Annotated in this window: 20 protein-coding genes; 8 read left to right on the forward strand and 12 right to left on the reverse strand. The window is 72.9% G+C overall.

Going from position 1 to position 22,903, the window contains the following annotated elements; translation table 11 throughout:
* Positions 1-103: 103 nt before the first annotated feature.
* Positions 104-1,219, reverse strand: coding sequence for a helix-turn-helix transcriptional regulator (locus ACZ5PB_RS20045; RefSeq protein WP_468692863.1), 1,116 nt, complete (start codon positions 1,217-1,219; stop codon positions 104-106).
* A 492-nt stretch (positions 1,220-1,711) separates the two neighbouring features.
* Here ACZ5PB_RS20045 and ACZ5PB_RS20050 point away from each other — a divergent pair, with 492 nt between their 5' ends.
* Complete coding sequence (locus ACZ5PB_RS20050) at positions 1,712-1,951, forward strand: hypothetical protein (protein WP_468692865.1); 240 nt, start codon at positions 1,712-1,714, stop codon at positions 1,949-1,951.
* Positions 1,952-1,997: 46 nt separating this feature from the next.
* Complete coding sequence (locus ACZ5PB_RS20055) at positions 1,998-4,040, forward strand: ATP-binding protein (protein WP_468692866.1); 2,043 nt, start codon at positions 1,998-2,000, stop codon at positions 4,038-4,040.
* On the opposite strand, the gene ACZ5PB_RS20060 is transcribed toward ACZ5PB_RS20055, so the two are convergent.
* Both ACZ5PB_RS20060 and ACZ5PB_RS20065 read right to left on the reverse strand, forming a co-directional pair.
* Positions 3,952-4,560, reverse strand: a complete 609-nt coding sequence (locus tag ACZ5PB_RS20060; RefSeq protein WP_468692868.1) for a GNAT family N-acetyltransferase — start codon at positions 4,558-4,560, stop codon at positions 3,952-3,954. The genes ACZ5PB_RS20055 and ACZ5PB_RS20060 overlap by 89 nt on opposite strands.
* A 75-nt stretch (positions 4,561-4,635) precedes the next feature.
* The gene (locus tag ACZ5PB_RS20065; RefSeq protein ID WP_468692870.1) at positions 4,636-5,421 is read right to left on the reverse strand and encodes a class I SAM-dependent methyltransferase; all 786 of its coding nucleotides are present in this window, start codon (positions 5,419-5,421) and stop codon (positions 4,636-4,638) included.
* A 97-nt stretch (positions 5,422-5,518) separates the two neighbouring features.
* Between ACZ5PB_RS20065 and ACZ5PB_RS20070 the strand changes: the two genes are divergently transcribed.
* Positions 5,519-5,776: a hypothetical protein gene (locus tag ACZ5PB_RS20070; RefSeq protein WP_468692871.1), complete on the forward strand. Its 258-nt coding sequence runs from the start codon at positions 5,519-5,521 to the stop codon at positions 5,774-5,776.
* Here the strand turns inward: ACZ5PB_RS20070 and ACZ5PB_RS20075 are convergent.
* Complete coding sequence (locus ACZ5PB_RS20075) at positions 5,746-7,140, reverse strand: cytochrome P450 (RefSeq protein WP_468692872.1); 1,395 nt, start codon at positions 7,138-7,140, stop codon at positions 5,746-5,748. The genes ACZ5PB_RS20070 and ACZ5PB_RS20075 overlap by 31 nt on opposite strands.
* Before the next feature lie 170 nt (positions 7,141-7,310).
* On the opposite strand from ACZ5PB_RS20075, the gene ACZ5PB_RS20080 reads away from it, so the two are divergent.
* Together ACZ5PB_RS20080 and ACZ5PB_RS20085 are read left to right on the forward strand one after the other, a co-directional pair.
* Positions 7,311-8,183 carry a hypothetical protein gene (locus ACZ5PB_RS20080; protein WP_468692874.1) on the forward strand — a complete coding sequence of 291 codons (873 nt, stop codon included), beginning with the start codon at positions 7,311-7,313 and terminating at the stop codon, positions 8,181-8,183.
* A 173-nt stretch (positions 8,184-8,356) separates the two neighbouring features.
* Entirely contained in the window at positions 8,357-9,712 is a 1,356-nt protein-coding gene (locus tag ACZ5PB_RS20085) for an esterase-like activity of phytase family protein (RefSeq protein WP_468692875.1), read from the forward strand.
* Positions 9,713-9,769: 57 nt separating this feature from the next.
* Here the strand turns inward: ACZ5PB_RS20085 and ACZ5PB_RS20090 are convergent, their stop codons facing one another.
* Together ACZ5PB_RS20090 and ACZ5PB_RS20095 are read right to left on the reverse strand one after the other, a co-directional pair.
* Positions 9,770-10,081: a DUF4190 domain-containing protein gene (locus tag ACZ5PB_RS20090; protein ID WP_468692876.1), complete on the reverse strand. Its 312-nt coding sequence runs from the start codon at positions 10,079-10,081 to the stop codon at positions 9,770-9,772.
* Positions 10,082-10,151: 70 nt separating this feature from the next.
* Entirely contained in the window at positions 10,152-10,298 is a 147-nt protein-coding gene (locus ACZ5PB_RS20095; RefSeq protein ID WP_468692878.1) for a hypothetical protein, read from the reverse strand.
* 122 nt (positions 10,299-10,420) lie between these two features.
* Here ACZ5PB_RS20095 and ACZ5PB_RS20100 point away from each other — a divergent pair, with 122 nt between their 5' ends.
* Complete coding sequence (locus ACZ5PB_RS20100; protein WP_468692880.1) at positions 10,421-11,056, forward strand: TetR family transcriptional regulator; 636 nt, start codon at positions 10,421-10,423, stop codon at positions 11,054-11,056.
* Here the strand turns inward: ACZ5PB_RS20100 and ACZ5PB_RS20105 are convergent.
* The 4 genes from ACZ5PB_RS20105 to ACZ5PB_RS20120 form a co-directional block, all read right to left on the reverse strand.
* On the reverse strand, positions 11,013-12,095 hold the full coding sequence (locus ACZ5PB_RS20105; protein ID WP_468692882.1) for a lysostaphin resistance A-like protein: 1,083 nt from the start codon (positions 12,093-12,095) through the stop codon (positions 11,013-11,015). The two genes, ACZ5PB_RS20100 and ACZ5PB_RS20105, sit on opposite strands and share 44 nt — an antisense overlap.
* 102 nt (positions 12,096-12,197) lie before the next feature.
* Positions 12,198-12,668: an NUDIX hydrolase gene (locus tag ACZ5PB_RS20110; RefSeq protein ID WP_468692883.1), complete on the reverse strand. Its 471-nt coding sequence runs from the start codon at positions 12,666-12,668 to the stop codon at positions 12,198-12,200.
* Positions 12,669-12,733: 65 nt separating this feature from the next.
* Positions 12,734-14,062, reverse strand: a complete 1,329-nt coding sequence (locus tag ACZ5PB_RS20115) for an amidohydrolase (RefSeq protein WP_468692885.1) — start codon at positions 14,060-14,062, stop codon at positions 12,734-12,736.
* Between the two features lie 169 nt (positions 14,063-14,231).
* On the reverse strand, positions 14,232-14,969 hold the full coding sequence (locus ACZ5PB_RS20120; protein WP_468692887.1) for a GntR family transcriptional regulator: 738 nt from the start codon (positions 14,967-14,969) through the stop codon (positions 14,232-14,234).
* A 216-nt stretch (positions 14,970-15,185) separates the two neighbouring features.
* Between ACZ5PB_RS20120 and ACZ5PB_RS20125 the strand changes: the two genes are divergently transcribed.
* Both ACZ5PB_RS20125 and ACZ5PB_RS20130 read left to right on the forward strand, forming a co-directional pair.
* Complete coding sequence (locus tag ACZ5PB_RS20125; RefSeq protein WP_468692888.1) at positions 15,186-16,721, forward strand: MFS transporter; 1,536 nt, start codon at positions 15,186-15,188, stop codon at positions 16,719-16,721.
* 126 nt (positions 16,722-16,847) lie between these two features.
* A complete protein-coding gene (locus tag ACZ5PB_RS20130) occupies positions 16,848-17,459 on the forward strand; it encodes an HPP family protein (RefSeq protein ID WP_468692889.1) in 612 nt (203 codons plus the stop codon).
* 31 nt (positions 17,460-17,490) lie between these two features.
* On the opposite strand, the gene ACZ5PB_RS20135 is transcribed toward ACZ5PB_RS20130, so the two are convergent.
* The gene (locus tag ACZ5PB_RS20135; protein ID WP_468692891.1) at positions 17,491-17,967 is read right to left on the reverse strand and encodes a GNAT family N-acetyltransferase; all 477 of its coding nucleotides are present in this window, start codon (positions 17,965-17,967) and stop codon (positions 17,491-17,493) included.
* A complete protein-coding gene (locus ACZ5PB_RS20140) occupies positions 17,964-22,814 on the reverse strand; it encodes a hypothetical protein (protein WP_468692893.1) in 4,851 nt (1,616 codons plus the stop codon). Before ACZ5PB_RS20140 ends, ACZ5PB_RS20135 begins: the two co-directional genes overlap by 4 nt.
* Positions 22,815-22,903 lie beyond the last annotated feature (89 nt).

The raw sequence follows: 22,903 nt of genomic DNA on the forward strand, positions 1-22,903 counted from the left end.
TGAGAGGCCGCTCACACCGCCGAATCGGCACGGGGCGAGGGTCCGCCCCTGACGAGGGCGTGAGCCGGTCCCGGGACCGTACGCGGTTGCCGGCTCACCGGGCTCATCGCGCGCCTTGCTGCAGGGTCCGCGACGGGGCCCGGTGGTAGCGCTGCTGGTAGAGGGTGGCGAAGCGGCCGGGGTGGGCGAAGCCCCAGCGGGCGGCGACCTCGCTGACGGTCACCGGCGGCTCGGAGTGCAGGAGTTCCTCGTGCACGGCGGTGAGCCGCAGCTGGCGCAGATAGCCGAGCGGGGTGGTGCCCCGGTGCTGCCGGAAGGCGTTCTGCAGTGCGCGCGGGCCGACGCCCGCGATCCGGGCGAGCTCGGCGAGCGTGAACGGGTGCGCGGGGTCGGCCTCCATGGCGGTGATCGCCCGGAGCAGCGTACGGGGGCTGAGCCGGGAGGTCGGTGCGTGGAGTTCCTCGCTGTACTGGTGGTGGCCGCCGTACAGGAGGGCGGTGGCGACGCTCTCCCAGAGGCGGTCGGCGACCGGGCCGGGGTCCAGGAGGCCGGTGGGGTCGGTGACTTCGTCCTCCAACAGCCGCATCAGCCGCGCGGGCACGAGGCCGCGGCCGGTCCCGGAGGTGGTGCGGTTGTCGCTGCGCAGCGGTTTGACCGGGCGTTCCAGGTGGTCGGCGAGGAGGCCCTCCAGGAAGGCGGGGTCGATGCCGAGCACGCAGAACTGGGCCGGTGGCACGTGGACGATGCGGGTGTGGGCCGTGGGGTCGAGGAGGATCGGGCTGTCGTGGTCGGGCGAGAGCACGATGTCCTGTCCGCACTGGCGCATGGCGAGGCTGCCCCGCTGGACCGATCCGGCGTAGTAGAGGCCGAGTTCGGAGGCGTGGAGGTCGAGTTCGCAGGACATCGTGATCCGAGTGAGGTGTGCCGGGCCGGTGGCCAGGATGTGGGCACCGAACCGGACCGGTAACCGCTCGTCGAAGCGGACCGCCAGCTTCTGGTGGTGGGCGAACATCTGGTGCATGAGGTACTCGGCCTCTTCGGCGGTGGTGGCGCCGAAGGCATGGGGGGCCGCCTTGTCACCCTTGTCGGCCGTATCCGCCCTATCCGCCTTGTCGGCCCTGTCGGCCCTGTCGGCCTGCCGATTTGGTTCGTCGGTCGCTGCCCGCGTCGTGTCCCGGCGCACGCCTCTCGGCGTTTCGGGCGTCGTGTCCTGCGTCATGTCCCCGTTCCCCGTTCCCCGTTCATGTCCCCGTTGATCGTCGGCCCAGTGTGCGAGGCGGGGTCCTGCACGACCGTTGAAGCGAAACTCCCCCATCCGTTCGTGTGGAAATCGTGCGATACGCACCCCTCGGGGGCGGGAGCGAGGGAACAAACGGCCGGAGCGCCTGCCGCCGCCGACAGCGGAAGACGCCCCGGCCAGCACCGCAGCAGGCGCCGGTCGTACGGCACCCGTTGCGGGCGGGGACGAGTCTGGCCCACCTCCCCCCTCGCCCTCGCACCTTTCGGGCACCGGCGGGCAAGCGGGCTTCGTCCTGCGGACAGTCGGTGCGCTTGGCGGCTGGCCCACGGGCACCCCAGCACGCCTTTCCGCTGGTCGCGCCCCGCTGGAGCCGTCGCGCGGGGGTGGCCGCCAAGCGAACGGGCCAGCCACGACACGCATCTCTGTGGCCCTGGGCCGAATCCAAGCGCGGCTCCGCGCGTTGAATCGGTTATGCATAAGAGAAACGCTTCTGCAGCCCCGGTCTTCGTACTGGGCCCTGCTCCGCAGCACTGGCCCAGGGACAGAGACAGAGACAGGGACTGGGACCGAGACAGGGACGGCGGCGGCAGCGCCACGCCCATCTACGACGCGGTGTGCGCCCTGTGGCGGCACCAGAACCGCGAACTCCCCCGCCGCCCCGAGGCCCCGGGCCGCCGGCCGGACACCCAGGACCTCTTCCGCCGAGGCTGAACAGCCGCCCGGCCGACCCCTGCCCCACCCCAGGAGAACCAAGACAATGTGGACAAGTACCGGCGGCTCCCCTGCCATCGCCTCCGCCTCCGCCACCACCACCGCCCGTGGAAGGCAAGTGGGCCGGTTGGTCGGCCGCAAGGAGGAAATGGCGGCGCTGCGCGCGCTGTTGGCCGGGCACCGGCTGGTCACGGTGGCGGGCCCGGCCGGGGTGGGCAAGAGCCGACTGTCCGCCGCCGTCGTGGCCGCGATGCCGGAGCCACCGTGGCAGCGCGTCGTGCAGGCCCGCTGGCAGGGCAGTGGCGCGGCGGCGCCAGGTGCGCTGACGGCCGCTGTCGTACGGGCACTGGCCGGTGGCGGCACGCGGCTGACGGCGGACGTCGCCACCGTGGTCCGGCTGCTGCCCGCCGTGCCGACCCTGCTCCTGCTGGACGACGTCGACCCGGTCCACACCGAGTGCATCGGCCTGGCACAGAGCCTGTTGATGGCCGTACCGACCCTGCGCCTGCTGGTGACCTCGCGGCGCGTACTGGGGCTGGGCGACGAGCACGTGCTCCGTCCCGCGCCGCTGAGCACCGAGGGGCCGGACGGCCGCCGCCGGCGGGCACCCGCCGTTGAGCTCTTCCTCTCGCGCGCCCGCACCGCCTCCGCCCTGCGGGTGAAGGACACCGAGCTGGAGTGGGTGGAGTTGATCTGCCGCCAGGTGGAGGGCAATCCGCTCGCGATCGAACTCGCCGCCGAGCACACCAGGCACTATCCGGTGCGGCGGCTCGCGGAGCTGCTGGGGGACAACCAGGGCTGGCCGACCAGCCCGCACCGGACGCTGCGCCGCCACCGCTCGCTGCGGGAGTCGATCGGCGCCAGCTACATACTGTGCGAGCGGGTGCTGCGCATCGTGTGGGGCAGGTCGAGCGTCTTCGTCGGCCCGTTCACCGAGTCGACGGCGGTGTTCATGTGTGCCGGTGGCCAGGTGGAGCCGGAGATGGTGCCCGCGTGTCTGGCCCAGCTGGTGGCGCTGGGGGTGCTGGAGCCGGTGCACGACCCCGGCGGCCCGCGTCAGCCCCGGTACCGGATGGCCCGCCTCGCCCGGGACTTCGGCCTGGAGCGGCTGCGCGAGGCGGGCGAGCTGATGACCACGTACGAGCGACGCCTGATCCACTTCCGGAACCTGGCCGTGTCCGCCGGGCACCTGTGGGACAACGGCTGCCAGACCCAGGCCGCCCTCCTGGTGCAGGACGAACTCGACGACCTCACCGCCATGCTGCGGTACGCGCTCCGGGACCCCGGCCACACGGAGGCGGCGCTGGCGACGGTCACCGGGCTGTGGTTCTGGTGGATGGTGCACGGCAGCGCCGAAGAGGGCCAGGCCTATCTCCAACAGCTGCTGGACGGGCGGGAGTTGGAGGGCCCTGACGTGCCGCGCGCGCTGCTGCTCGCGGCGTGGCTGTCGGCGGGCGCCGACCCACTGGCCTCCCGTACGCTGCTCGGCCGGGCCTGGGCCGCCGCCGTGCTGGCCGGGGACTGCGCCACGCTCGGCCGCGTCGCCCACGTCGAGGGACTCCTCGCGCTGCACCGGCACGACCACGAGGCGGCCGCCGCGCACTTCCAGGAGGCGGCCGACACCATTCCGTACCACTCCACGGGCGGGCCCTCGCCCGCCATCAGCCAGGCGGAGGCCGCCCTCGCGCAGGCCTCGTTCGCGCCGGGCACGGCGCGCGTCAGTGCCCGGCGGGCGCTGACGCACCCCAACGTGGGTACGGACGACTGGGCGTGCGTGACCGCTCGTTACGCGCAGGCGTTCATCGACCACCACGAGGGCCGGAGCAGCCGCGCCTGGCGCCGGGCGCAGCGCACGCTCGCCACCATGGACGAGCGGCTGCCCGCGCCGCCCGGCCACCTCGCCCTGCGCAGGCTGCTCGACGACATCGAGTCCGGCACCCCGGCCGCCCCGTCACCGGCGGAACAGGCCGAAAAGACGGATCAGGCCGGGGTGCCGGGAGTCACGAACCGGTCGTACGACGCGGCTCGCGCCACATTCCCCACAGGGTCGGGCCGCCCTCCGGCAGGACGAACTCCTCACGCACGGTGAAGCCGAAGTGCTGGTAGACGGGCAGGTTGTCCGGCTTGGAGGACTCCAGGTAGACGGCCTGCCCCGCCGCGTCCGCCTGGGCGAGGCCCGAGCGCAGCAGCGCCGAGCCGTGGCCCTGGCCCCGGGCGGCGGGGTCTGCGCCGATCAGCGACAGCGACCAGTGCGGCTCCTGCGGGGTGTGCCCTGCGGCAGTCTGTACGGCGGCCCCGAACTGCGCGGCCCGCTCGCCGAGGATGTTGGTGAGCTCCTCGATGGTCGCCGCGTCGGGCACGGCCTTCTCCTGCGCCTCGGTCGGCACCCAGAACGACACCGCAGACCCGGTGAGTTCGCAGACGCCGTGGTGGACGTACTGCCGGGTGAACAGGGTGTCGAAGTACCGGGTGAGCGCGGCCTCGCGGGTGGCGGGGTCGGTGAAGAACCAGCTCATCATCGGGTCGTCGACGAAGGCGCGGGCGAGGGTGCGGCTGACCAGTGGTGCGTCGGCGGCGGTGGCCGCCCGAGGCGTGATCGTTATCGGCATGTTGATCATTCTCCACACCGCTGAGCCGCGTCGGAGGGGACCCCCGCCACCCCGCGCGCACAGCCTCGACGAGGATCAGCCGGGGGCGGTCCTGCGGGCGAGGTGGACGGTGAGGTCGGCGGCGATGTCCACCGTCGGCGGCAGCACCGCCTCGATCCGGCGGAACACCTGCTCCCGGTCCTCGTCCGGCAGTACCAGATAGGCCGACACGGTAGAGAGGTGGCCGATGTAGTCGTGGGCGGTCATCGTCAACTGCCGCTCGATCACGACCTGTTGGACATCACCGAACCACTGTGACCGCTCCAGCTCCGTGCCCGGCCACTGCATCGCACGCTCCGGGCCCGTGCCGTCGGGGGACGGTACCTCGTCGCTCTCCAGGAAGGGCGTGCGCGCCGCGAGGACGGCCGTCTCCACCGCCGGGTCGGCCAGTTGGACGGGCCCGCCGAACGAGGCGAACACACCGCCGGGCTCCAGCAGTGCGGCCACTTTCGGCCACCGCCCCTCGGGCCGGGTCCAGTGCAGCGCGGCTGCCGCGTAGACCAGCCCGTACGTCTCGCCCGCCTCCCCCGCCTCCCCCGGCCGCAGGTCCTCGAACGCGGCGCGCACCGCCCGCACGTTCTGCGGTACGTGCTCACGCAGTTCGGCGAGCATGGCCTCGTCGGGCTCGGTCGCGGTGACCGCCACCCCGTGTCCGGCGAACAGCCGGGTGGCCTTGCCCGTCCCGGCCCCGATCTCCAGGGCGGTTCGCACCGGCCGTCCCGCGTACGCCCGCACCAGGTCGTAGAGCTCCGTCCCGTACCCCGGCCGGTACTTCTCGTACGCCTGGGCCATGGCCCCGAAACTCAAGCCTCTGCTCGCCATGACGGGCATCCTGGCACGGGGTCCGGCGCCGCTGCCCGTCCTTTTTCGCGCGAGCCTGCCGCGCATCCGGTGGGCGCAGGGTCTTGAATGGCGGACCATGACGACGAATCCGCCGCAGTTCACGGTCCTGTTGGTTCCCGAGCACATCGAGGGTGAGGGCGGGGTCATCCCGGAGTCCTCGGCCGTACGTTCGGGGGTGGTCGAGGCGACCGGGGAGACGGGCGCCTCGGGCTACCCGCGTTATGCGGGCGAGGGCCTGGTGGCCGACATCGATCCGGCCACCCGCACGGTGGAGGCGCTGCTCGTCGACGGACGGGAGCTGGACTACGGACTCTCCGCCAGGGTCGCGGACTGACCGGGCCGACTGGTTCCCAGGGTGGCGCGGGCCGGTCCTTCCGGGCGGACGGTGATGCCGTACGCCGTCCCGGTGGGGGTCGCGGAGAACACCGGGGTGTGCACCGGCAGCAGGTGTTCGAGAAGCACGACCGACTCACGGAGCGCGAACTGGAGGCCCAGGCAGGCGCGCGGGCCGAGCCCGAAGGGGTAGTAGGCGCCCTGCTGGGCGGGCCTGGCGTCCGGGACGGTGAAGCGGGTGGGGTCGAACCGCTCGGGTTCCGGCCAGAGTTCGGGGTCGCGGTGGGTGAGGTAGGGGCAGACCAGGACGTCGGTACCGGCTTCGATGGCGAAGCCGGTGACGACGTCGTCCTGGGTGGCGTGGCGGGGCAGTATCCAGGCTGAGGGGTAGAGCCGGAGCGTCTCGTTGACCAGGGCGCGGAGGGCCTGACCGCGTTCCGGCGAGCCTTCGTCCCCGGCCGCCAGGGCCTGTTCGCGGACGCCGGGGTTCTGGTCGAGGAGCAGGTGGAGCCAGGTCAGGGTGGTCGCGGTGGTCTCGTGCCCGGCCGCGAGCAGGGTGACCAGTTCGTCGCGGATCAGCAGGTCGGTGTACTCGGGGCGTTCGGTGGCGGCCTCGGTCAGCAGGTGCACCAGGCCGGGCCCGTCCGGGCCCGCTGTTCCGCTGCGGGCGGCCTCGATGGCGCGCGCGGCCAGCGCGTCGACCCGGGCGAGCTCGGCGGCCACTGCGTCCCGGGCGTGGCCGGCATCGGCGGGCAGCGTCGGCAGGGCCTCCATGACGGTGCCCACCGAGTCCAGGTCGCGGGCGGTCTCCTCGTCGAGCGGGTGTCCGGTGAGGGAGCGCCAGATGGCGTCGAGCGCGAAGCGGCGCATCTCGTCGCCGACGTCGAAGCTCTCCCCGGTGCGGGCGTACGCGTCCCAGCGTGCCGCGGTGGTGCGGGCGGCCCCGGCGATGCGGTGTTCGTAGCGGCGCATCCCGGTTCCGGTGAACTGGGCTTGCAGCATGCGGCGTTGGCGCTGCCAGGCGTCCCCGGTGGCCGCGAGCACGCCGTCGCCGACCAGTAGCCGGGCCCGGTGGGAGCGTTTGGTGTAGCGGTCCGCGTGCTGGGCCAGGACGTGCTGGACGGCCTGCGGGTCGGACACCAGGACGGTGCGGGCAGGACCGGCCCGGAAAGCGGCCACACCGCCGCACCGCTCACGCACCTCGGTGAGCAGCTCGACCAGCTCGCCGCCGCGCGCCTGCCACTGCGCGACGACGTCCGGCGCGACCTCGGGGACCGCCGTGCCGGTGGCGGTATCCGCGAGCGAATCGGGGTGCGTAACGGTGGGCGCATCAGTGGGCATATCGGTGGCCGCTTCGGTGTTCATGGTTCGCCTCCAGGTCGGCTGCCGGGCACTGCCTCGCACTGCCTCACGGAATGTACGGGTTCCGGCACGGTCCGTGGAACCACGCCCGGTGCGGTTCCGATGCCTGCGGTTCATCGGGGGCACGTCCCCGGGTCACCGGATCCTCACTCCCGACCGTGATCGTCTGCGCCATGACCTCAACTTCCCGCGCCGCCCGCCCGGCCGCCACCGTCGGTTCGGTTCTCGCGCTCGCCGTCTCCGCCGCGCTCCTGTCGCCCGCCTCCCCCGCGTACGCCGCCTCCAACGCCGTACCCACGTACGAGGTCAAGATCAACCTCACCGCGGCGGCACTCGATTCGGGCCGTGCGCCGAGTGCGGCGGTCCGCTCGGCCTTCGGGATCACGGGGTCGGCCAAGGCGCGTTCGTACAGCTACTACGACACCGACGACCGCGCGCTCGACGCCGAGGGCTGGAGCGTGCGCCTGCGGCACAAGGACGGGTCGTCCTTCGAGGAGACGTACAAGAAGAGGTTCCCGGTGACGGACGGGAACCTCGACGCCGCCCTGAACGCGGCCAACGCGGCGGGCTTCAGCAGCTCCGACACCAACTACAAGGCCGAGGTCGACTGGGGCTACGGCAAGCAGACCCTCAGCTTCAGCAACGAGAAGAAGCGCAGCGCCGGCTCCGCCTACCCCGGCACCACCCTGCCGTCCAACGACACCGGGCGCAGCTGGCTGGTCGGCGACGTCCCCGGCAAGCTGGCGGACTGGAAGTCCGCCGGCTGGGGCACGGGCAAGCTGGGCGCCTCCCGTGCGCACGGTCCGGTGACCGCGAAGGTGTACGGCGGTGCCTGGGGCGCCTCGGACGACGCGAGCATCGAGGTGCTGCCGGTCGTCGGCGCGGGCGGGACGGGGACGGAGTACGTCGTCGAGCTGTCCTTCAAGACGGACTCGCGCACCGACGCGGCGACCCTGCACAAGGACGCGATCGCCGTCGCGGAGGCCAAGGGGTGGCTGTACCGGGGGGACATCCTGAAGACGCAGCTCATTCTCGACCGCTACTAGGGGGACGGGGGCGGGTTTGCCCTCGGGTGGGCGCGCGGCACGGGGTTGGGGGCGCGCGTTCACCCGGGGCACGCTCCCTCGTCATGTACGCGTTGTTCCGCGTTGCGCGTGGGTGCGGAGCATGGGGGCGCAGCCATGGGCGTACACCATGTGCTCAGTACAAGGGAGTTCAGATGAATCCGCGCCTCCTGCGCCGCCCCGCCGCCGTGGTGCTGCCGCTGTCCACCGTGCTCGCGCTCACGACGGTCGTCGGAACCGCCGACGCGAGCCCCGGCCGGCACGACCACGGTCACGGCCACGGCCACGGCCCCCGGGTGGTCTCCACCTCGACGCTACCGGACATTCCGCTGGGCGCCTTCGGCAACCGGCTGCTGCCCGGCACCGTCAAGGACGACCGGGGGGTCGACCTGGGCGGCATCGGCAGCGACCTGTATCCGGCGGGGCGGCACGGCGAGTACTGGACCGTCACCGACCGGGGGCCCAACGGGCAGATCGAAGTGGGCAAGGAGAAGCGGCGGACCTTCCCCGTGCCCGGGTTCAACCCGGCCATCGTGAAGATCCGTACCGTCGGCGGCCGGATCCAGGTGCTGGAGTCCATCCCGATCACCACCGCGTCCGGTGCGCCCGTGACCGGGCTGCCCAACCAGGCGGGCCGCGACGAGGCCCCGTACAACTACAACGCCACCAGCCCGCTCCCGTACAACCCGAACGGTCTGGACACCGAGGGTCTCGTCCGGGACCGGGACGGCAGCTTCTGGCTGGTCGACGAGTACGGGCCCTCGCTGGTGCACATTTCCGCCCGTGGACGGGTGCTGGCCCGGCACGTGCCGAAGGGGTTGCGGCTGGCCGGTGCGGGCTACCCGGTGATCGAGTCGCTGCCGGCGGTCTTCCTCAAGCGGAAGCTCAACCGGGGCTTCGAGGCGCTGGCGCTACTGCCCGGCGGTGACCTGGTCATCGGGCTGCAGAGCCCGTTGCTCAACCCCGACAAGGCCGGTGGCGAGAGCTCCCGGAACACCCGGCTGCTGCGCTTCTCGCCCCGCGAGAACCGGGTGGTCGGCGAGTACGTCTACCGGTTCGACCCGGTCGGCGTCGTCGAGCCGGGGCAGACCAAGACCTCGGAACTCAAGATCTCCGCGCTGGTCGCGCTCGGCGGGGACCGGCTGCTGGTCCAGGAGCGGACCGACAAGTCGACGCGGCTGTACGAGGTGCGGCTGCGCAGGTCCTCCGACATCCTCGGGTCGCGCTGGGAGGCGGCCACGAAGCCGTCGGTGGAGCAGTTGGAGAACCCGGTGGCGGCCGGTGTTCCGGTGCTGGACAAGCGCCTGGTGGTGGACCTGAACACCGTGAAGGGCGTACCGGGCAAGATCGAGGGCATCGCCGTCGAGGGGCGGTCGACGCTGGTGCTGCTCAACGACAACGACTTCGGTATGAGCGACGGCCCGAAGGCGTTCGACGCCAAGGGGCGGCTGGTGGACAGCAAGGTCGAGACCACGCTCGTACGGGTGCGGCTGGAGCGGCCGGTGCGCTGAAGCCGGGGGGCGACAAGGCGGCTGGAACGGGGGGAGGGCTTGGGCTCTCCCCCCGTTTCAGCCTCCGAAGTTCCAGGAGAGCGTGTTGCTCAGGTCGGCGACCGCGGCGAGTACCACCAGGTCGGCGACGCCCAGACCCATGCCGAGCCAGGCCCGGAACCGGCGGGTGGTGCCCCGGCGCAGCGCGAGCGTACCGAGCACCAGGGCGGCCGGGCCCAGCAGGATGTTCATGACGAGCAGTCCGACGAGGCCGAGGACGAACGCGGCCACGGCCATCCCGTCGGCGTCGCGCAGGGCGGCGGAGCGGCGGCTGTCGGGGGCGGCGTCATCGGTGTCGGCGGGGGCGTGGGTGTGTGCGGTGAGCAGCATGGCGGGGTCCTTTCTCGGTGGTTCCGGGTCGGTGGTTCCGGCTCTGTGATGTCGGCTCAGTGGTTCCGGCTCAGTGGTTCCGGCGTTCCCGTACCGCGAAGACCACCAGCCAGCAGCCGATCAGCGCGGCGGCGGTCAGGGTGACGGGCAGCGGCAGGTGGGCGACCGGGCCGAGCAGGACGCCCAGCAGCAGAAGTACGGCGACGAGTGCGATCACGGCTGAACACCTCGTGGGGGAGTGGTAGTTGACGGGTTCAGTGAACAGTTGTACCTACAGTTGTCCACTGAATCACACCTACCCGCTTTCCTTCTTCGGAGAACGACTGTTTACTGGATGACATGAGTCACACCGCAGGGGTCCGGCAGGCCCAGAAGTTGAAGACCCGTCAGGCCCTGATGGACGCCGCGCTCGGCCTGCTGGAGCACCAGAGCCTGAGCAGTCTCGGTCTGCGGGAGGTGACCCGGTCGGTCGGGCTCGCTCCGACGGCGTTCTACCGGCACTTCAAGGACACCGCCGAACTGGGAGTCGCCCTGGTCGAGGCCTCGTTGGGCGGGCTGCACGGGGCGATCCGGGCGAGCCTGGCCGCGCCCGAGGCGGACGACAGCGAGGCCCGTATCGCCCTCACCGTCGGGCTGATCGCGGAACTCGTCGCGTCCGCGCCCGCCCATGTGCGGTTCATCGCGCGCGAGCGGCACGGCGGGGTGCGGCCGGTGCGCGAGGCGATCGGGGCCCAATTGCGGCTGTTCGCCGAGGAGGTGGCGGACGCGCTGGGCGCCCTGCCGGACTCCGAGGGCTGGTCGCGCGCGGACCTGGTGATGCTGGCCGGGGTCTATGTGGACCACATGGTGATGACCGCCTCCGCGTTCCTGGAGGCGGGCCCGGACGAGGCGGCGGCCACCGCCGAACTGGCCCGCCGCCAGCTGCGTCTGGTCAGCCTTGGCCGGCGCCACTGGCTGGACGTACCGCACCGGTGAGCGGGACGGCGGCTTCCGGCGTCCTGGTGGCGATGCCCCTGCGGGTGGCCGCGCGGGCGACGAGCAGGCAGTAGGCCGGGGCGAAGACGAGCTCCAGGACGAGGGCCTGCCACGGGGCGTCGGCGGCGGTGCCGGTGTCGGCCAGCTCGCCGAGCGCGGCGGCCACGGTGTACGAGAGGACGTTGTTCGCGGTGTGCAGCGCGATGCTCGCCTCCAGGCCTCCCGTACGGATGGTCAGCCAGCCCCACCACATCGCGGAGTAGAAGAGCAGCGCGAATCCGGTCGTCTCGCCGAATCCGTGGGCCAGCGCGAAGAGCAGCGAGGCGACGACGATGCCGGGCCAGGGGTTGCGCAGCCAGGCGCCGAAGGCCTGTACGAACCAGCCCCGGAACACGTACTCCTCGGCCGCCGCCTGGAACGGCACCAGCGCCCACAGCACCGCGAGGCTGAGCAGCAGCATCGGCCAGCCGACGAACTCGACGGGCTCCGCGGCATCGAGGGCGCCGGGGCCACCGGGGTCGTCGGCCAGGTACGACCACAGGAGCAGCAGCCCCAGTTGGAGGGCCATCAGCGGGAACGCGATCAGGGCGCAGCGGCCGAGCCACCCCCGGCGCAGCCGTCCGGTGACCGAGGAGAGGGTGCCGGGCGGGCGGCGGCCGAACCAGCGGACGGCGAGGAACACGGCCGGGATCGCGGCGGCGATGGCGAGCAGCGAGGCCGCGTTGTCCGCCAGGGGGTCCGTGAAGAGCGTCTCGCTGTCGGGGTCGGCGGACTCGATGCCGAACCCGAGCGCGATCACTTCGCAGACGATGAGGACGGCGACGACCGCGCAGGCCAGGAAGAACAGGGTCATCAGGATCTCGACGACCCGGCCGGACGGGCTCTGTCTGCCGTTCCTGGCCTGTTCGTCGTAGCGGGAGCCCGGTGGGGCGGGGGTCGGGCCGAGCACGGGTGCGGGCACCGGAGGCGTGGCCCAGCCCTGCGGGGGCGGTGGCCAGCCCTTGGGGGGCGGGGGCCAGTTGGGTGGTGCGTCGGACATACGGGGTGCCTTCCGGTGACTCGCGCGGGGCGCCCGACGTGCACGGACGCGGCGTCGGTGCGGAGCCCCGAACAGTATGACGAGGAGTCCCGGCGCGCCCGTTCACTCAGCCAGTCGCTCCCTCAGCCGCTCGACGAAGACGCGCTGCCCCTTCACGAGGCGCTCGGCCGCCTGCTCCGGGGTGCACCAGGCGAAACGGTCCAGCTCCGGGAACTCCTGCTGCACCCCGGACCCCCGCGGCCACTCCATGACGAAGGTTCCCGGTACGGCGGTGGCGGGGTCGAGGTCCGCCTCCAGCGCCCACACGGTGACGGTCTTGCCGTTGCTCTGGCGGGCTTCGCCGAGCGGAATCCAGGTTCCGGCGGGGACGGGCAACCCGAGTTCCTCCTCGAACTCCCGCCGGGCGGCCGCGGCCGGCTCCTCCTCGGGCCCGTACTCCCCCTTGGGCACCGACCAGGCAGCGGCCTCGCGCCCCGCCCAGAAGGGCCCGCCCATGTGCCCGAGCAGGACTTCCGCCGTACCGCCCGTGATCCGGAAGAGAAGCAGTCCGGCACTGCGCTTTCCCCTTGGCATGCGGTCAAGTCTGCGGCCCCGCCGCATCCTCGCGAGGCGACGGGGCCGGGCCGGTTCGGGCCACTTCAGACCAGTTCGCCCCCACGGGCGACGACGCGTCCGCCGTGCACGACCAGGTCGCGCTGCGGCATGTCCACCACGACCTGCGGGGTGCACTCGGCGCGCAGCAGCATGAAGTCGGCCGGGGCGCCCGCCTTGAAGGTGGCCCGGTCCAGGCCCATCACGTCGGCGCCGCCGTGCGAGCCGACCGTGAAGCAGTCGTCGAGTTCCTGGTCGAGGCGTACGTCGGTGACCCAGCCGAGGATGTGCGTACGGTGCAGCATGTCGGCGTTGCCGAACGGGCTCCACGAGTCGCGCACGCCGTCGGAGCCGAGGCCGACGCGGACGCCGTGCTCGTGCAGCGTCGCGATCGGCAGGACGAGCGACTCGTTGGGCGCCACCGTGGTCAGCGCGATGTCCAGCTCGCCGAGGTCACCGGCCATGGTCTCCAGTTCGCCCTGGGCCATCTTCGTCAGGCAGAAGACGTGGCTGACCGTCACCTTGCCGCGCAGGGACAGGGCCCGGGTGCGCTCGATGATGCCGCGCAGCACCTTGACGCCCTTGTCGTCGCGGTCGTGCAGGTGGATGTCGACGCCGACGCCGTAGCGGTCGGCGAGCCGGAAGACGAGGTCGAGCTGCTCGTCGAGGGCGTTGTCGAAGCTGATCGGGTCGATGCCGCCGATCATGTCGACGAGGCCGCTGCGGGCGGCGTCCTCAAGGAGCTTGGCGGTGCCGGGGGTGCGGATCACGCCGTGCTGCGGGAAGCCGACGATCTGCACGTCCAGCGCGTGCGCGAGGCGTTCGCGCGCCTCGGCGACGCCTTCGACGCCCTTCAGCCCGTAGGCCGGGGCGACGTCGGCGTGGGCGCGCATGGCCCGGGTGCCCCGGGTGACGGCGTGGGCCATCAGCCCGTACGCCCGCTCCCCGACCGGGCGGCGCTCGCTGCGGAAGACCTCGACGTCCTGGGCGCAGTACTCCGCGATGCCCTTGGCGGGCTTGCGCGACAGCCAGTCGCCGCCCCAGGTGGTCTTGTCGGGGTGGATGTGCGCGTCGACGAGGGAGGGCAGCGCGATGCGTCCGCCGCCGTCGATGATCCGGGCGTTCCTGGGGGCGGGGCGGTCGCTGATGCGGCCGTCGATCACCGTCAGGTCGACGGCCTTCTTCGCGCCGTACGGGCGTACGTCGCGGAAGACCGCGGTCGCGCCTCGCTTGCGCTCCGTGCCCTGCGACGGGACGTGACGGTCGTCGGCCGATGCGGCCCGGGCGACGCCGGCCGTACCGAGGGCGGCGCCGGTGCCCGCGAGGGAGGCGGCACCTGCGAGGACACCGCGCCGGGAGAGGGGAGGGGGAACCATGGGGGACTCCTAACGGGGAAACGGTCCCGGTGGGCCTGTGGGCCCGGGGAGACTCCCGCTTTTGTATACCAAGCCCTGAGCACGAACAAGATCCGTTCAGGATTTCCGGCGTGCTTCACAGCATCTTCGCGCCATTCCGGGGGTATCGATGACCCCCCGACGCTCCCGGCTACTTCTTGGTATACAAATCATCGCCGAAGAGCGAGTGCAACGCCACCGCACGACTGTCCCTCACGTGCAGGAACGTGACGGCCGCCGCCGCCTCCTCGTCGCCCGCCGCAATGTGGCGCAGCATCTCGGCGTGCTGGGCGCGCATGTGCGCGGGCTCCTCGCGCATACCGAAGAGCAGCTGGAGCTGCCAGCTCAGCTGTTCCATGGTGCGGACCAGCAACGGGTTCCCGGCCAGCGCCACGACCTCCTCGTGGAAGGCGGTGTGCGCGGCCACCTCGCGCTGTCCCTGCCCGACGGCGGCGGCCTGCTCGGCGCGCGCGAGCAGCCCGCGCAGCTCCTCCACACCCTGCGGTTCGTCCGAGACGGAAGCCACCCGGCGGGCCGCCAGCCGCGAGGCCTGCACGGCGAGCGGCTCCCAGACCTCGTACAGGAAGCGCACATCGGCCCGCTCCAGGCGGCGCACCCGCACCCCGCTGTTGGGCAGTAGTTCGAGGAGCCCCTCGGAGACCAGGGCGCGCAGCGCCTCGCGCACCGGCACGCGGGACATCCGCAGCTCCTCGGCGACCTCGCGCTCCACCAGCCGCGAGCCCAACGGGTAGCGGCGGTCGATGATGCGCCGGCGCACCGACTCGCGCGCCTGGGCACTGAGCGACTGCCTGGCCCCGCCCGCACCTGGTTCAGCTGAGCCGGCCGCTCCGGCTGATCCAGCCGCTCCAGTCGCTCCAGCCCCTGCCACCTGAACCTCCTCGGCCCGTCCGGTCCCCGGCCGTGCCTCCGGCCGCGCCCCGCGAGAATACGCGGGCAACGAAAGGGTCAAGGATTCCCTTGGTACGGCGATCCTCGGAATAGTCGCCTGGGGAAACAGGTTCGGCCTACACGCAACGTGTCGCGCCCATCCGCCCCAGCCGCTGTTCCCAGTTCGCCCGAGACCGCCCTCCGGAGGCCCTCCGCAATGTCCCTGCCGACGACCAGCACCAGTCGCCGAACGGGCGGCGTCGTCCCCGTCCTTGCCTTCACCGGCATCGTCGTCGCTGTCATGCAGACCCTGCTCGTCCCTGTCATCAAGGACCTGCCCCAACTGCTGAGCACCAGCCCGTCGAACGCCACCTGGGTGATGACCGCGACCCTGCTCGCCGGGGCCGTGGCCACCCCGATCATGGGCCGGCTCGGCGATCTCATGGGCAAGCGCAGGATGTTGCTGACCAGCCTCGCGATCATGGTGGTGGGCTCGCTGATCTGCGGGTTCACCGACCAGCTGCTGGTGATGATCGCGGGCCGTGTGCTGCAGGGCTTCGCGATGGGCGCCATCCCGCTCGGCATCGGCCTGATGCGCGACATGCTGCCCGCCGAGAAGCTGGGTTCGGCGATGGCGCTGATGTCCTCCTCCATAGGCGTGGGCGGCGGGCTCGCGCTGCCGCTCGCCGCGCTCGTCGCCCAACACGCCGACTGGCACGTGCTGTTCTTCGGCGCGGCCGGTCTGGGCGTCCTCGCGATGGTCCTCACCGTTCTGGTCGTACCGGAGTCCCCGCTGCGCGCCCGGGGCAGCTTCGACGTCGCGGGCGCCCTCGGCCTGACGCTCGGTCTGGTCCTGCTGCTGCTCCCGGTGACCAAGGGCAGCGACTGGGGCTGGGCCAGCGGCACCACGCTGGGTCTGTTCGGTGCGGCGGTCGTCGTACTGCTCGGCTGGGGCGTGATGGAGCTGCGCATCAAGGCCCCGCTGGTCGACCTGCGCACCACCGCCCGGCGCGAGGTGCTGCTCACCAACCTCGCCTCGATCATGGTCGGCGTCGCCTTCTACGCGATCTCGCTGGTCCTCCCCCAGCTCCTCCAACTGCCTTCCGCCACCGGCTACGGCCTCGGACAGTCGATGGTCGTCGCGGGTCTGTGCGTCGCACCGCTGGGTCTGACGATGATGTTCACCGCGCCCCTCTACGCCCGTCTCTCGGCGCGCTACGGCCCGAAGATGACGCTGATCCTCGGCATGCTGATCATCGCGGTCGGTTACGGCGCCGGGCTCGGCCTGATGAGCGCCGCCTGGCAGACGGTGGTCATCTCGGTCGTCGTGGGCGCGGGCATCGGTCTCGCGTACTCCTCCCTGCCGGCACTCATCAACGGCGCGGTCGACCCCTCCGAAACGGGCGCGGCCAACGGCCTCAACTCCCTGATGCGCTCGATCGGCACCTCCGTTTCCTCAGCGGTCATCGGCATGGTCCTGGCCAACTCGGCGCAGCACGTGGGCGGTATCGCGATCCCGACGATGGAGGGCTTCCGCACCTCCTTCCTCATCGCCACGGCCGCCGTCGCGGTGGGCCTGCTGTTCGCCCTGGGCCTGCCCAAGCGCCGCACGGCCGCCGCCACGCAGCATGTACAGCTGCGGGCCAGCAGCGAGGAAGACGCCCACCTGGCCCGCGCGACGGCGGCTGCGGCCACGACTGAGGTTCAGGCCGCTGCTGCTCCGGCTCCGGACACGCGGTCAGTACGGGACTGAACAGCTCAGCCCCTAGATCAACTCGCCAACGCCCCTCTATATATTGGGCCGTTGGCCCACTCGCGATCACTCATGCACCACCAGCCTCACCTGCCCCACCAGCACGCTGCCGTGGAAGGAACCTTCGTGCCCGACACCTCCGCCCCGCCGAGCTCCACCCCCGAGGTGCACGCGCCCGCCCGTTCCACGGACTCCGCCATTCCCACGGTCTCCCCCGCCCGGCCCACCCGTTGGCAGCGCTGCACCACCGCGCTCGCCGGGAAGGCGCCCGCCCGTGCGCCGATGTCCGCCGTGGCCGCCATGACGGCCTGCGGTGTCGCCGTCATGCTGGTGCTCGTCGTCCTCGGCGTGTTCCTGCACGAGCCGCTGCTCATACCCTCGCTGGCCGCCAGCGCAGCCCTCGTCTTCGCGGCCCCCGGCCTCCCGCTGGCCCAGCCCCGGAGTGTCATCGGCGGCCAGCTGATCTCGGCGGCGATCGGACTCGCCGCGGTGGCGGTGGGCGGCGGTTCGCTGTGGACGGCGGCGGTCGCGGGCGGTCTCACCATCGGCGCGATGGCGTGGGCGCGCACCCCGCACTCCCCCGCGACCGCCACCGCGGTGATCGTGGTGCTCACCGACCCGGAGCCCCTGCTGTTCCTCGGCCTCCTGACCCTGTCCACGCTGGTGGTCGTGGCCGCGGGAGCACTCATCGGACGCGTGCACCGCGTGACCCACAACTACCCCGCCTACTGGTGGTAGCCCGCTCCGGCCGGGATCAGCGCCGCCCGGATCAGTCCGCCAGGGTGAAGACCAGTTCGTCGACCTCCTCCCCGCGCCCGGCGGCATAGTCCCGCTCCCGCCCGGTCACCTGGAACCCGCACTTCTCCAGCACCCGTACGGAACCGAGGTTGTCCGCCACCGCCCGGGCGTGCAACGGGCGTTCGGCCTCGCCGCCGATCAACGCCCGCAGGGCCGCGGTCGCCGCCCCTCGCCCCCAGTACTCCCGTCCGATCCAGTACGTGACCTCGCGCTCCCCGGCCGGCCCGAAGACGCCCACCTGCCCGATGACCTCCCCTTCGGCGCCGACGACGGTACGTACGCGGACCGTCGGGTCCTGCCGGAGCCGCGCCCAGTGGGCATGGAAGGCAGCACTGTCGGACGGGTCCCTGGCCGTGAAGGCCGCCATCCGCACCGCATCGGGGTCCTTGGCCTGAGCGAAGAGGACGGGCAGATCGGAGTCCCGTACTTCCCGCAGTTCCACCTTCATGAACACCCCCCTCGTTCCCAGGCCGCCTCGAACATCTCGTGCAGCGGTGCCGTCGGCAGCACCCTGAGGAACGGGGCGGCGATCTCGTTCCGCCACAGCGGCAGCACCGCGTGCGTGGCCAGTTTCACAGTCTCCAACGGCAGGTGGGGCGCCTGGAGTTCGGTCCATTCACCGGGCAGGAACAGGGTCCGCCCCGCTCGGGCCCGCTTGGCCTCCAGCACCTTTCCGGTGGCGAGGAGTTCCTGACGGGCCGCCGTGTGCCGCTTGGCCGTCCAGCCGTTCCAGCGGCGGACGTTGCGGTCCGTGGGGGCCGCCAGGGTGGCCAGCTGGAGGTACAGGGCGGCCGCGTCGTGGCCGGTGCCGAGGTGTTCGGCCGCACGGGCGACGAGCTCCGGGCAGGACCGGGCCGGATCCGCCTCGTACGCTCCGTCCGGCACCGCACCGGAGCGCGACCTCCGCATCATCCGGTCCAGGCCGCCGCCGGCCAGCAACACCGCCGCCCGGTCCAGCACGTCGCCGAGGCCCGGCTCCTCCCGGAGGCGGTCCAGCGTGCCGGGATCGGCGGCCAGGGCGGGGCGGAGGAAGGCGGCACCGTCGGGAGCGCACACGACCAGGGGTCCCGAGTCGTACGGAGTGACCAGGAACGGGCCCTCCTTCTTGCGCAGGTCCATCGCCACCGGCAGTCGCACGGGCCCGAACCGCTCGGCGATCCTCTCCGGTGCGTCCTCGTGCTCGAACTTGCCGTGCGGCAGTCGCATCAGCAGCTCCGGGCGGGCGAGTTCGGCCCGCAGCCGCTCGTGCAGGTCGTACGCCCCGGCCACCGCCGGATCGCCGACGGGGCGGTCCGTCCAGGCCCAGGCCAGTGCGCTCGCGATCAGCCGGTACGGGAGCCCCACCGGGGTGCCGTAGGACAGTTCGGTACCGGCCGGGGGCACGGCCCGCACCTCCACTCCGCTCCCCCACGCGCCGGCCGCCAGCTCCCAGCCGACCGCGGGCACCGTCTCGTCGGCGACCGCTCCGTATCCGCCCGCGAGCCGCCGTGCCCAGGTCTCGGGGAGGCCGAGGTCGGCTTCGAGCGCGTCGGCCGCCTCGTCGTCCACGGGCGGCACGGCTCCCATGCGCTCCCGCCACGCTTCGGCCATCCGCCCCGCAGCTGCCTCGACACCGCCCGGCCGCCACAGTTCGGCCGGGTCGTCGGGCAGCGCGGCGGCCAGCACCGCTCGCCGTCCATCGGCACCGAGGCGGGTACGCAGCCGGTCGTACTCGTCGGCCGTCAGCGGGGTCGCCCGGTACGGTGCCTTGGTCACCAGCGCACGGTCCTCCTTCTGCACCGGCCTGCCGACCAGGCCCGACATGACGAGGCGTGCCACGGCCCTTCGCACACCGGTGAGTTCCGCGAAACGCGCCACCGCCGACTCGGGGACCTGAACGGGCCCCTGCTCCTCGACCGCCGCCACCAGCTCACGGAGCCGCGCCGCATCGTCCCGCTCCACCCGGACGAACCGCGCCCCGGCAAGCGGCCCGCACCCCGGAACCCCGGCGGAACCAGACCCGGATTCGGACCCAGGTACGGGCTCGGGCGATGGCGCGGTCGCGGGTGAGGGTGCGGGTGCGGGCGCGGATGTCACGAACCACTGCTGAGCTCCCCCGGCCCGTACCTCTGCCGAAGCCACCGCCGTTCCCCCGGCCCGCAGCGCGTCCAGCGCCTTCGCGTCGTCCGTGCGGCCCACCCACCAGCAGCTGCCCGCGCGGGCGAACGGCTGGTCGGCCCAGTTGTCCAGCAGCGCCAGCAGCGCGGCCCGTGACTCCTCGGGGGTCGGTGCCACGGCGGCCCGCCAGGCGACGGCGTCAATGGTGCCGAGCAGGGGCGACCAGTCGTGCGCCGGGGCGGGCGGCGAGAGCCGGCGCACCTCCTCACCAATGGTTCCGGCCAGGCAGGCGCCGTCGGCGGAGAGCGCGCTCAGCGTGGCGGGCAGTGCCACGAGGCCGGGGGTCTGACGCCGCACGTCGTGGGTGGGTGCCGGCAGGAGGCCGTGCAGCGCGGGCACCAGGTCGGTGTCCGGTACGGAACGGCGCGGCAGCACCGGCGGTGCCTCGGCGAGCAGCATGACCCGCCGGTGCAGTCCGCGCCGCCGCTCCTCCACCCGGGCGGCCCGTGCCGCCACCGCCACCACGGCCTCGGCAAGTACGGCGTCGGTGACCTCCGGCAGCTCCCGGGCAACTGCCGCGCGCAGGTCCTCCGTACCGTCGAGGGCCGCCGCGAGGAGTACCTCGGCCGTGCGGTCGGTCGCAGCGCGCAGTGCCCTGGACCCGGCGGTGTCGCGGGCCTGCAGCAGGTACCAGAAGGCGGGCGGCAGGGCGACTCCGCCCGAGACGGTGGCCGACCGGTTCGGGGTTCCGCGCGAGTTGCGGGGCGAGTGGTATCCGTCCTGTTCCCACAGGAGGGCGCCGTCGGACGAGTACGCGCGCACTCCGTTGCGGGTCTGGGACTCGGCCAGGACCACGTCCTCCACCGCGCCCCCGGGTGCGGCCCACAGGCCCCAGGGGCCCTGTCCCTGCCGGTCGATGTCGAACCGGGAGGTGCGGCCGTCCACGCTCTCCAGCAGGTAGTGGTCGGGGGCGTTGTAGCGGAGCCGGGTGCGGAACAGGATCCGGGTGCCGACCAGGCCGTCCTTGCTGCCGAGCGGGGCGTACGTCAACCCGGCGGGCAGCGGCGCGAGGTGGAGGGCCTCGGAGTCCAGGGTCAGGTCGGCCTCGGAGGGGTCCGCGGCCGGGTCGGGGTTGGCGGGGCGGCCGGGGAAGTCCGGCAGCGGTGTCATGCCGCGCGGCTCCCCGGTGACCGGGTCGACCTGGGTCCAGGGGCGCCTGCCGAAGACGGCGTTGGTCCAGATCCGGGTGCCGTCGCCGAGCTGGAGCTCGTCGCGGTCGATGCCTTCGGTGCCACCGGGCCGCAGCACCCTGTTGCCGCCGTGCCGCCCGCCTCCGTCGGCGGTCTCGAACTGGAAGCCGTACGCCCCGTCCAGGCTGCCGCCGTACGGCACGAGCCCGCCCGTCTCCGTCGGGGTGAACGGCTCGTCGGGTCGGTCCGCCCAGATGGCGGTGTCGCACCAGTAGGGCCGCTGTTCGAGGGACCAGCTCACCAGGAAGGAGCCGCCGACGTAGTGGACGGCGAACAGGGTCACCCCGTCCGGCAGCGTGAACCGGCACGAGCCCCGCTCCCCGTCCGGGGCGACGGCGATCGCCCGGTCGCGCCCGAAGACCGTGAGCACGGGCCAGGTGGAGGTCACCCCGACCACGCCGGGCAGCACCTTCCCCATGGTGTCGTCCTCCGCCGCGCCCGGTTCGCCGCCCTCGGCCGCTCCGGCCGCGAACTGTGCGTACGCCGACTCCAGCGCGGGCCAGGCCAGTTCCTCCGGCAGACCGGCGGTCAGCGAACGCCGCAGCGCTCCTGCCGGATCCGCCGTACCGAGGGCGTCGGCGATGCCGTCGAGCGCCGACACCGTGGGCCGGTCCAGTACGATCTCCAGCTCGGTCACCGCCTCCTCGGCCCCGGCCATGCCGCTGCCCGCGACGGCGTCGATCAGCTTGCCGACCCGCCCTGCGACGCCCTGGGCGATGCCCTCGTTGCCGGGCAGCAGGGTCACGGCGGACCCGGGCCGCCTGCGCGGCCTCCCCCAGTTCGGCAGCAGTCCCGCGTGCACGGTCCCCTCCAGGCGCGGGCCGAACACCGGGTCGGCCGCGAGTGCGGCCAGGTCCCGCCGCGACTTCTCGCCCCAGAACCGCATCCGGACCTCCGCTCCCGGGTCGACGACCTGGGCCCCGGCGGCGAGGCAGGCGTCCAGCACGTCCGCGTCGAAGCCCTGGTAGTGGAAGCGGGTGGTGTGCACGGACACCGGAGTGCCGGCCGCCCGCAGCCGGGGCCCCAACCGGCCGATCAGATCGAGGAGTTCCGCAGGCAGCGGCTGCCGGGAGACCCCGCCGCCGGACTGCGCCGCGTACTGGTACATCCGGACGAAGTGGCCGACCCAGTGCGGTACGCCGCCCTCCGGCACCGCCCGCCCGGCCTCCATCGCCCCGGCCGCCCCGCTGCCGATGAGCATCCGCAGCCAGGCGCCGCCGTCGGTGGCCCCGTCCGGGAACATCTCAAGGAGTCCCGCCGCGACCTCGTCGGTCGGCGGGTGGGCCGCCAGCACCGTGCCCGCAGCGGTCAGCAGGGCGTCGGGCACCGACTTCTCCCGGGTGACCGAGAGGAGCGCGCCCACCACCCGGGCGACTTCCTCGTCCCCGTACCCGGCCGCCTTGGCGGAGGCACGGACCCGGCGCACCAGGTCCGCCGGGAGGTCCGCCGGGGAACCCGCCCACGCGGTGAGGAACTCCTCAAGTGCCGTGTGCGCGGCCGCGGGCTCCAGTGCATCCGCCAGGAACCGCTGGTGGGCCGCGAGCTCCTTGGCCGGCATCGCCCCGCCCCCGGCGAACAGCAGGGCGTTGGCCCGGCGGTACGCGGCGTCCACCGGCAGTCCGTGCTCCGCCTCCGCCGCACGTGCCGCCGCGTAGGCCCGCCCGCCTGCCCGGCCGACGGACCTCCCGCCGTTGCCGATCAGCCGGTGGCCGACGGTGTCCCAGAACCACGGCAGGTGTGCCGGCGGCAGCCGCCGTGCCCGCGCCGCCATCGCGTCGACGAACCTGCCGGGCTTGTCCCAGGACCGCCCCAGCTCCGACCGCATCGCCTCGGTGTGGTCGCCCACGACCTGCGCCGCGTCCGGGTCATGGGCGGCGGCCCAGTCGGCGTAGGTGGTCGAGCGGTGCAGGTTGACCGTGGGCAGCAGGGCGTCGAGTGAAGCGATCATGTGCCGGATCGTCGCACGCCGCACTGACAATGCCCGAGGGGAGGTGGCGGGCCCCCTTTGCCCGTGCGGGAGTTGGCGCCCGCGCTCGT

Source organism: Streptomyces sp. NPDC032721, from assembly GCF_055579625.1.

What these genes read in the sequence shown, in the direction of transcription:
- ACZ5PB_RS20045 (WP_468692863.1), bottom strand. Translation starts at nt 1,219, where the DNA reads ATGACGCAGGACACGACGCCCGAAACGCCGAGAGGCGTGCGCCGGGAC.
- ACZ5PB_RS20050 (WP_468692865.1), top strand. Translation starts at nt 1,712, where the DNA reads ATGCATAAGAGAAACGCTTCTGCAGCCCCGGTCTTCGTACTGGGCCCT.
- ACZ5PB_RS20055 (WP_468692866.1), top strand. Translation starts at nt 1,998, where the DNA reads ATGTGGACAAGTACCGGCGGCTCCCCTGCCATCGCCTCCGCCTCCGCC.
- ACZ5PB_RS20060 (WP_468692868.1), bottom strand. Translation starts at nt 4,560, where the DNA reads ATGCCGATAACGATCACGCCTCGGGCGGCCACCGCCGCCGACGCACCA.
- ACZ5PB_RS20065 (WP_468692870.1), bottom strand. Translation starts at nt 5,421, where the DNA reads ATGGCGAGCAGAGGCTTGAGTTTCGGGGCCATGGCCCAGGCGTACGAG.
- ACZ5PB_RS20070 (WP_468692871.1), top strand. Translation starts at nt 5,519, where the DNA reads ATGACGACGAATCCGCCGCAGTTCACGGTCCTGTTGGTTCCCGAGCAC.
- ACZ5PB_RS20075 (WP_468692872.1), bottom strand. Translation starts at nt 7,140, where the DNA reads ATGAACACCGAAGCGGCCACCGATATGCCCACTGATGCGCCCACCGTT.
- ACZ5PB_RS20080 (WP_468692874.1), top strand. Translation starts at nt 7,311, where the DNA reads ATGACCTCAACTTCCCGCGCCGCCCGCCCGGCCGCCACCGTCGGTTCG.
- ACZ5PB_RS20085 (WP_468692875.1), top strand. Translation starts at nt 8,357, where the DNA reads ATGAATCCGCGCCTCCTGCGCCGCCCCGCCGCCGTGGTGCTGCCGCTG.
- ACZ5PB_RS20090 (WP_468692876.1), bottom strand. Translation starts at nt 10,081, where the DNA reads ATGCTGCTCACCGCACACACCCACGCCCCCGCCGACACCGATGACGCC.
- ACZ5PB_RS20100 (WP_468692880.1), top strand. Translation starts at nt 10,421, where the DNA reads ATGAGTCACACCGCAGGGGTCCGGCAGGCCCAGAAGTTGAAGACCCGT.
- ACZ5PB_RS20105 (WP_468692882.1), bottom strand. Translation starts at nt 12,095, where the DNA reads ATGTCCGACGCACCACCCAACTGGCCCCCGCCCCCCAAGGGCTGGCCA.
- ACZ5PB_RS20110 (WP_468692883.1), bottom strand. Translation starts at nt 12,668, where the DNA reads ATGCCAAGGGGAAAGCGCAGTGCCGGACTGCTTCTCTTCCGGATCACG.
- ACZ5PB_RS20115 (WP_468692885.1), bottom strand. Translation starts at nt 14,062, where the DNA reads ATGGTTCCCCCTCCCCTCTCCCGGCGCGGTGTCCTCGCAGGTGCCGCC.
- ACZ5PB_RS20125 (WP_468692888.1), top strand. Translation starts at nt 15,186, where the DNA reads ATGTCCCTGCCGACGACCAGCACCAGTCGCCGAACGGGCGGCGTCGTC.
- ACZ5PB_RS20135 (WP_468692891.1), bottom strand. Translation starts at nt 17,967, where the DNA reads ATGAAGGTGGAACTGCGGGAAGTACGGGACTCCGATCTGCCCGTCCTC.
- ACZ5PB_RS20140 (WP_468692893.1), bottom strand. Translation starts at nt 22,814, where the DNA reads ATGATCGCTTCACTCGACGCCCTGCTGCCCACGGTCAACCTGCACCGC.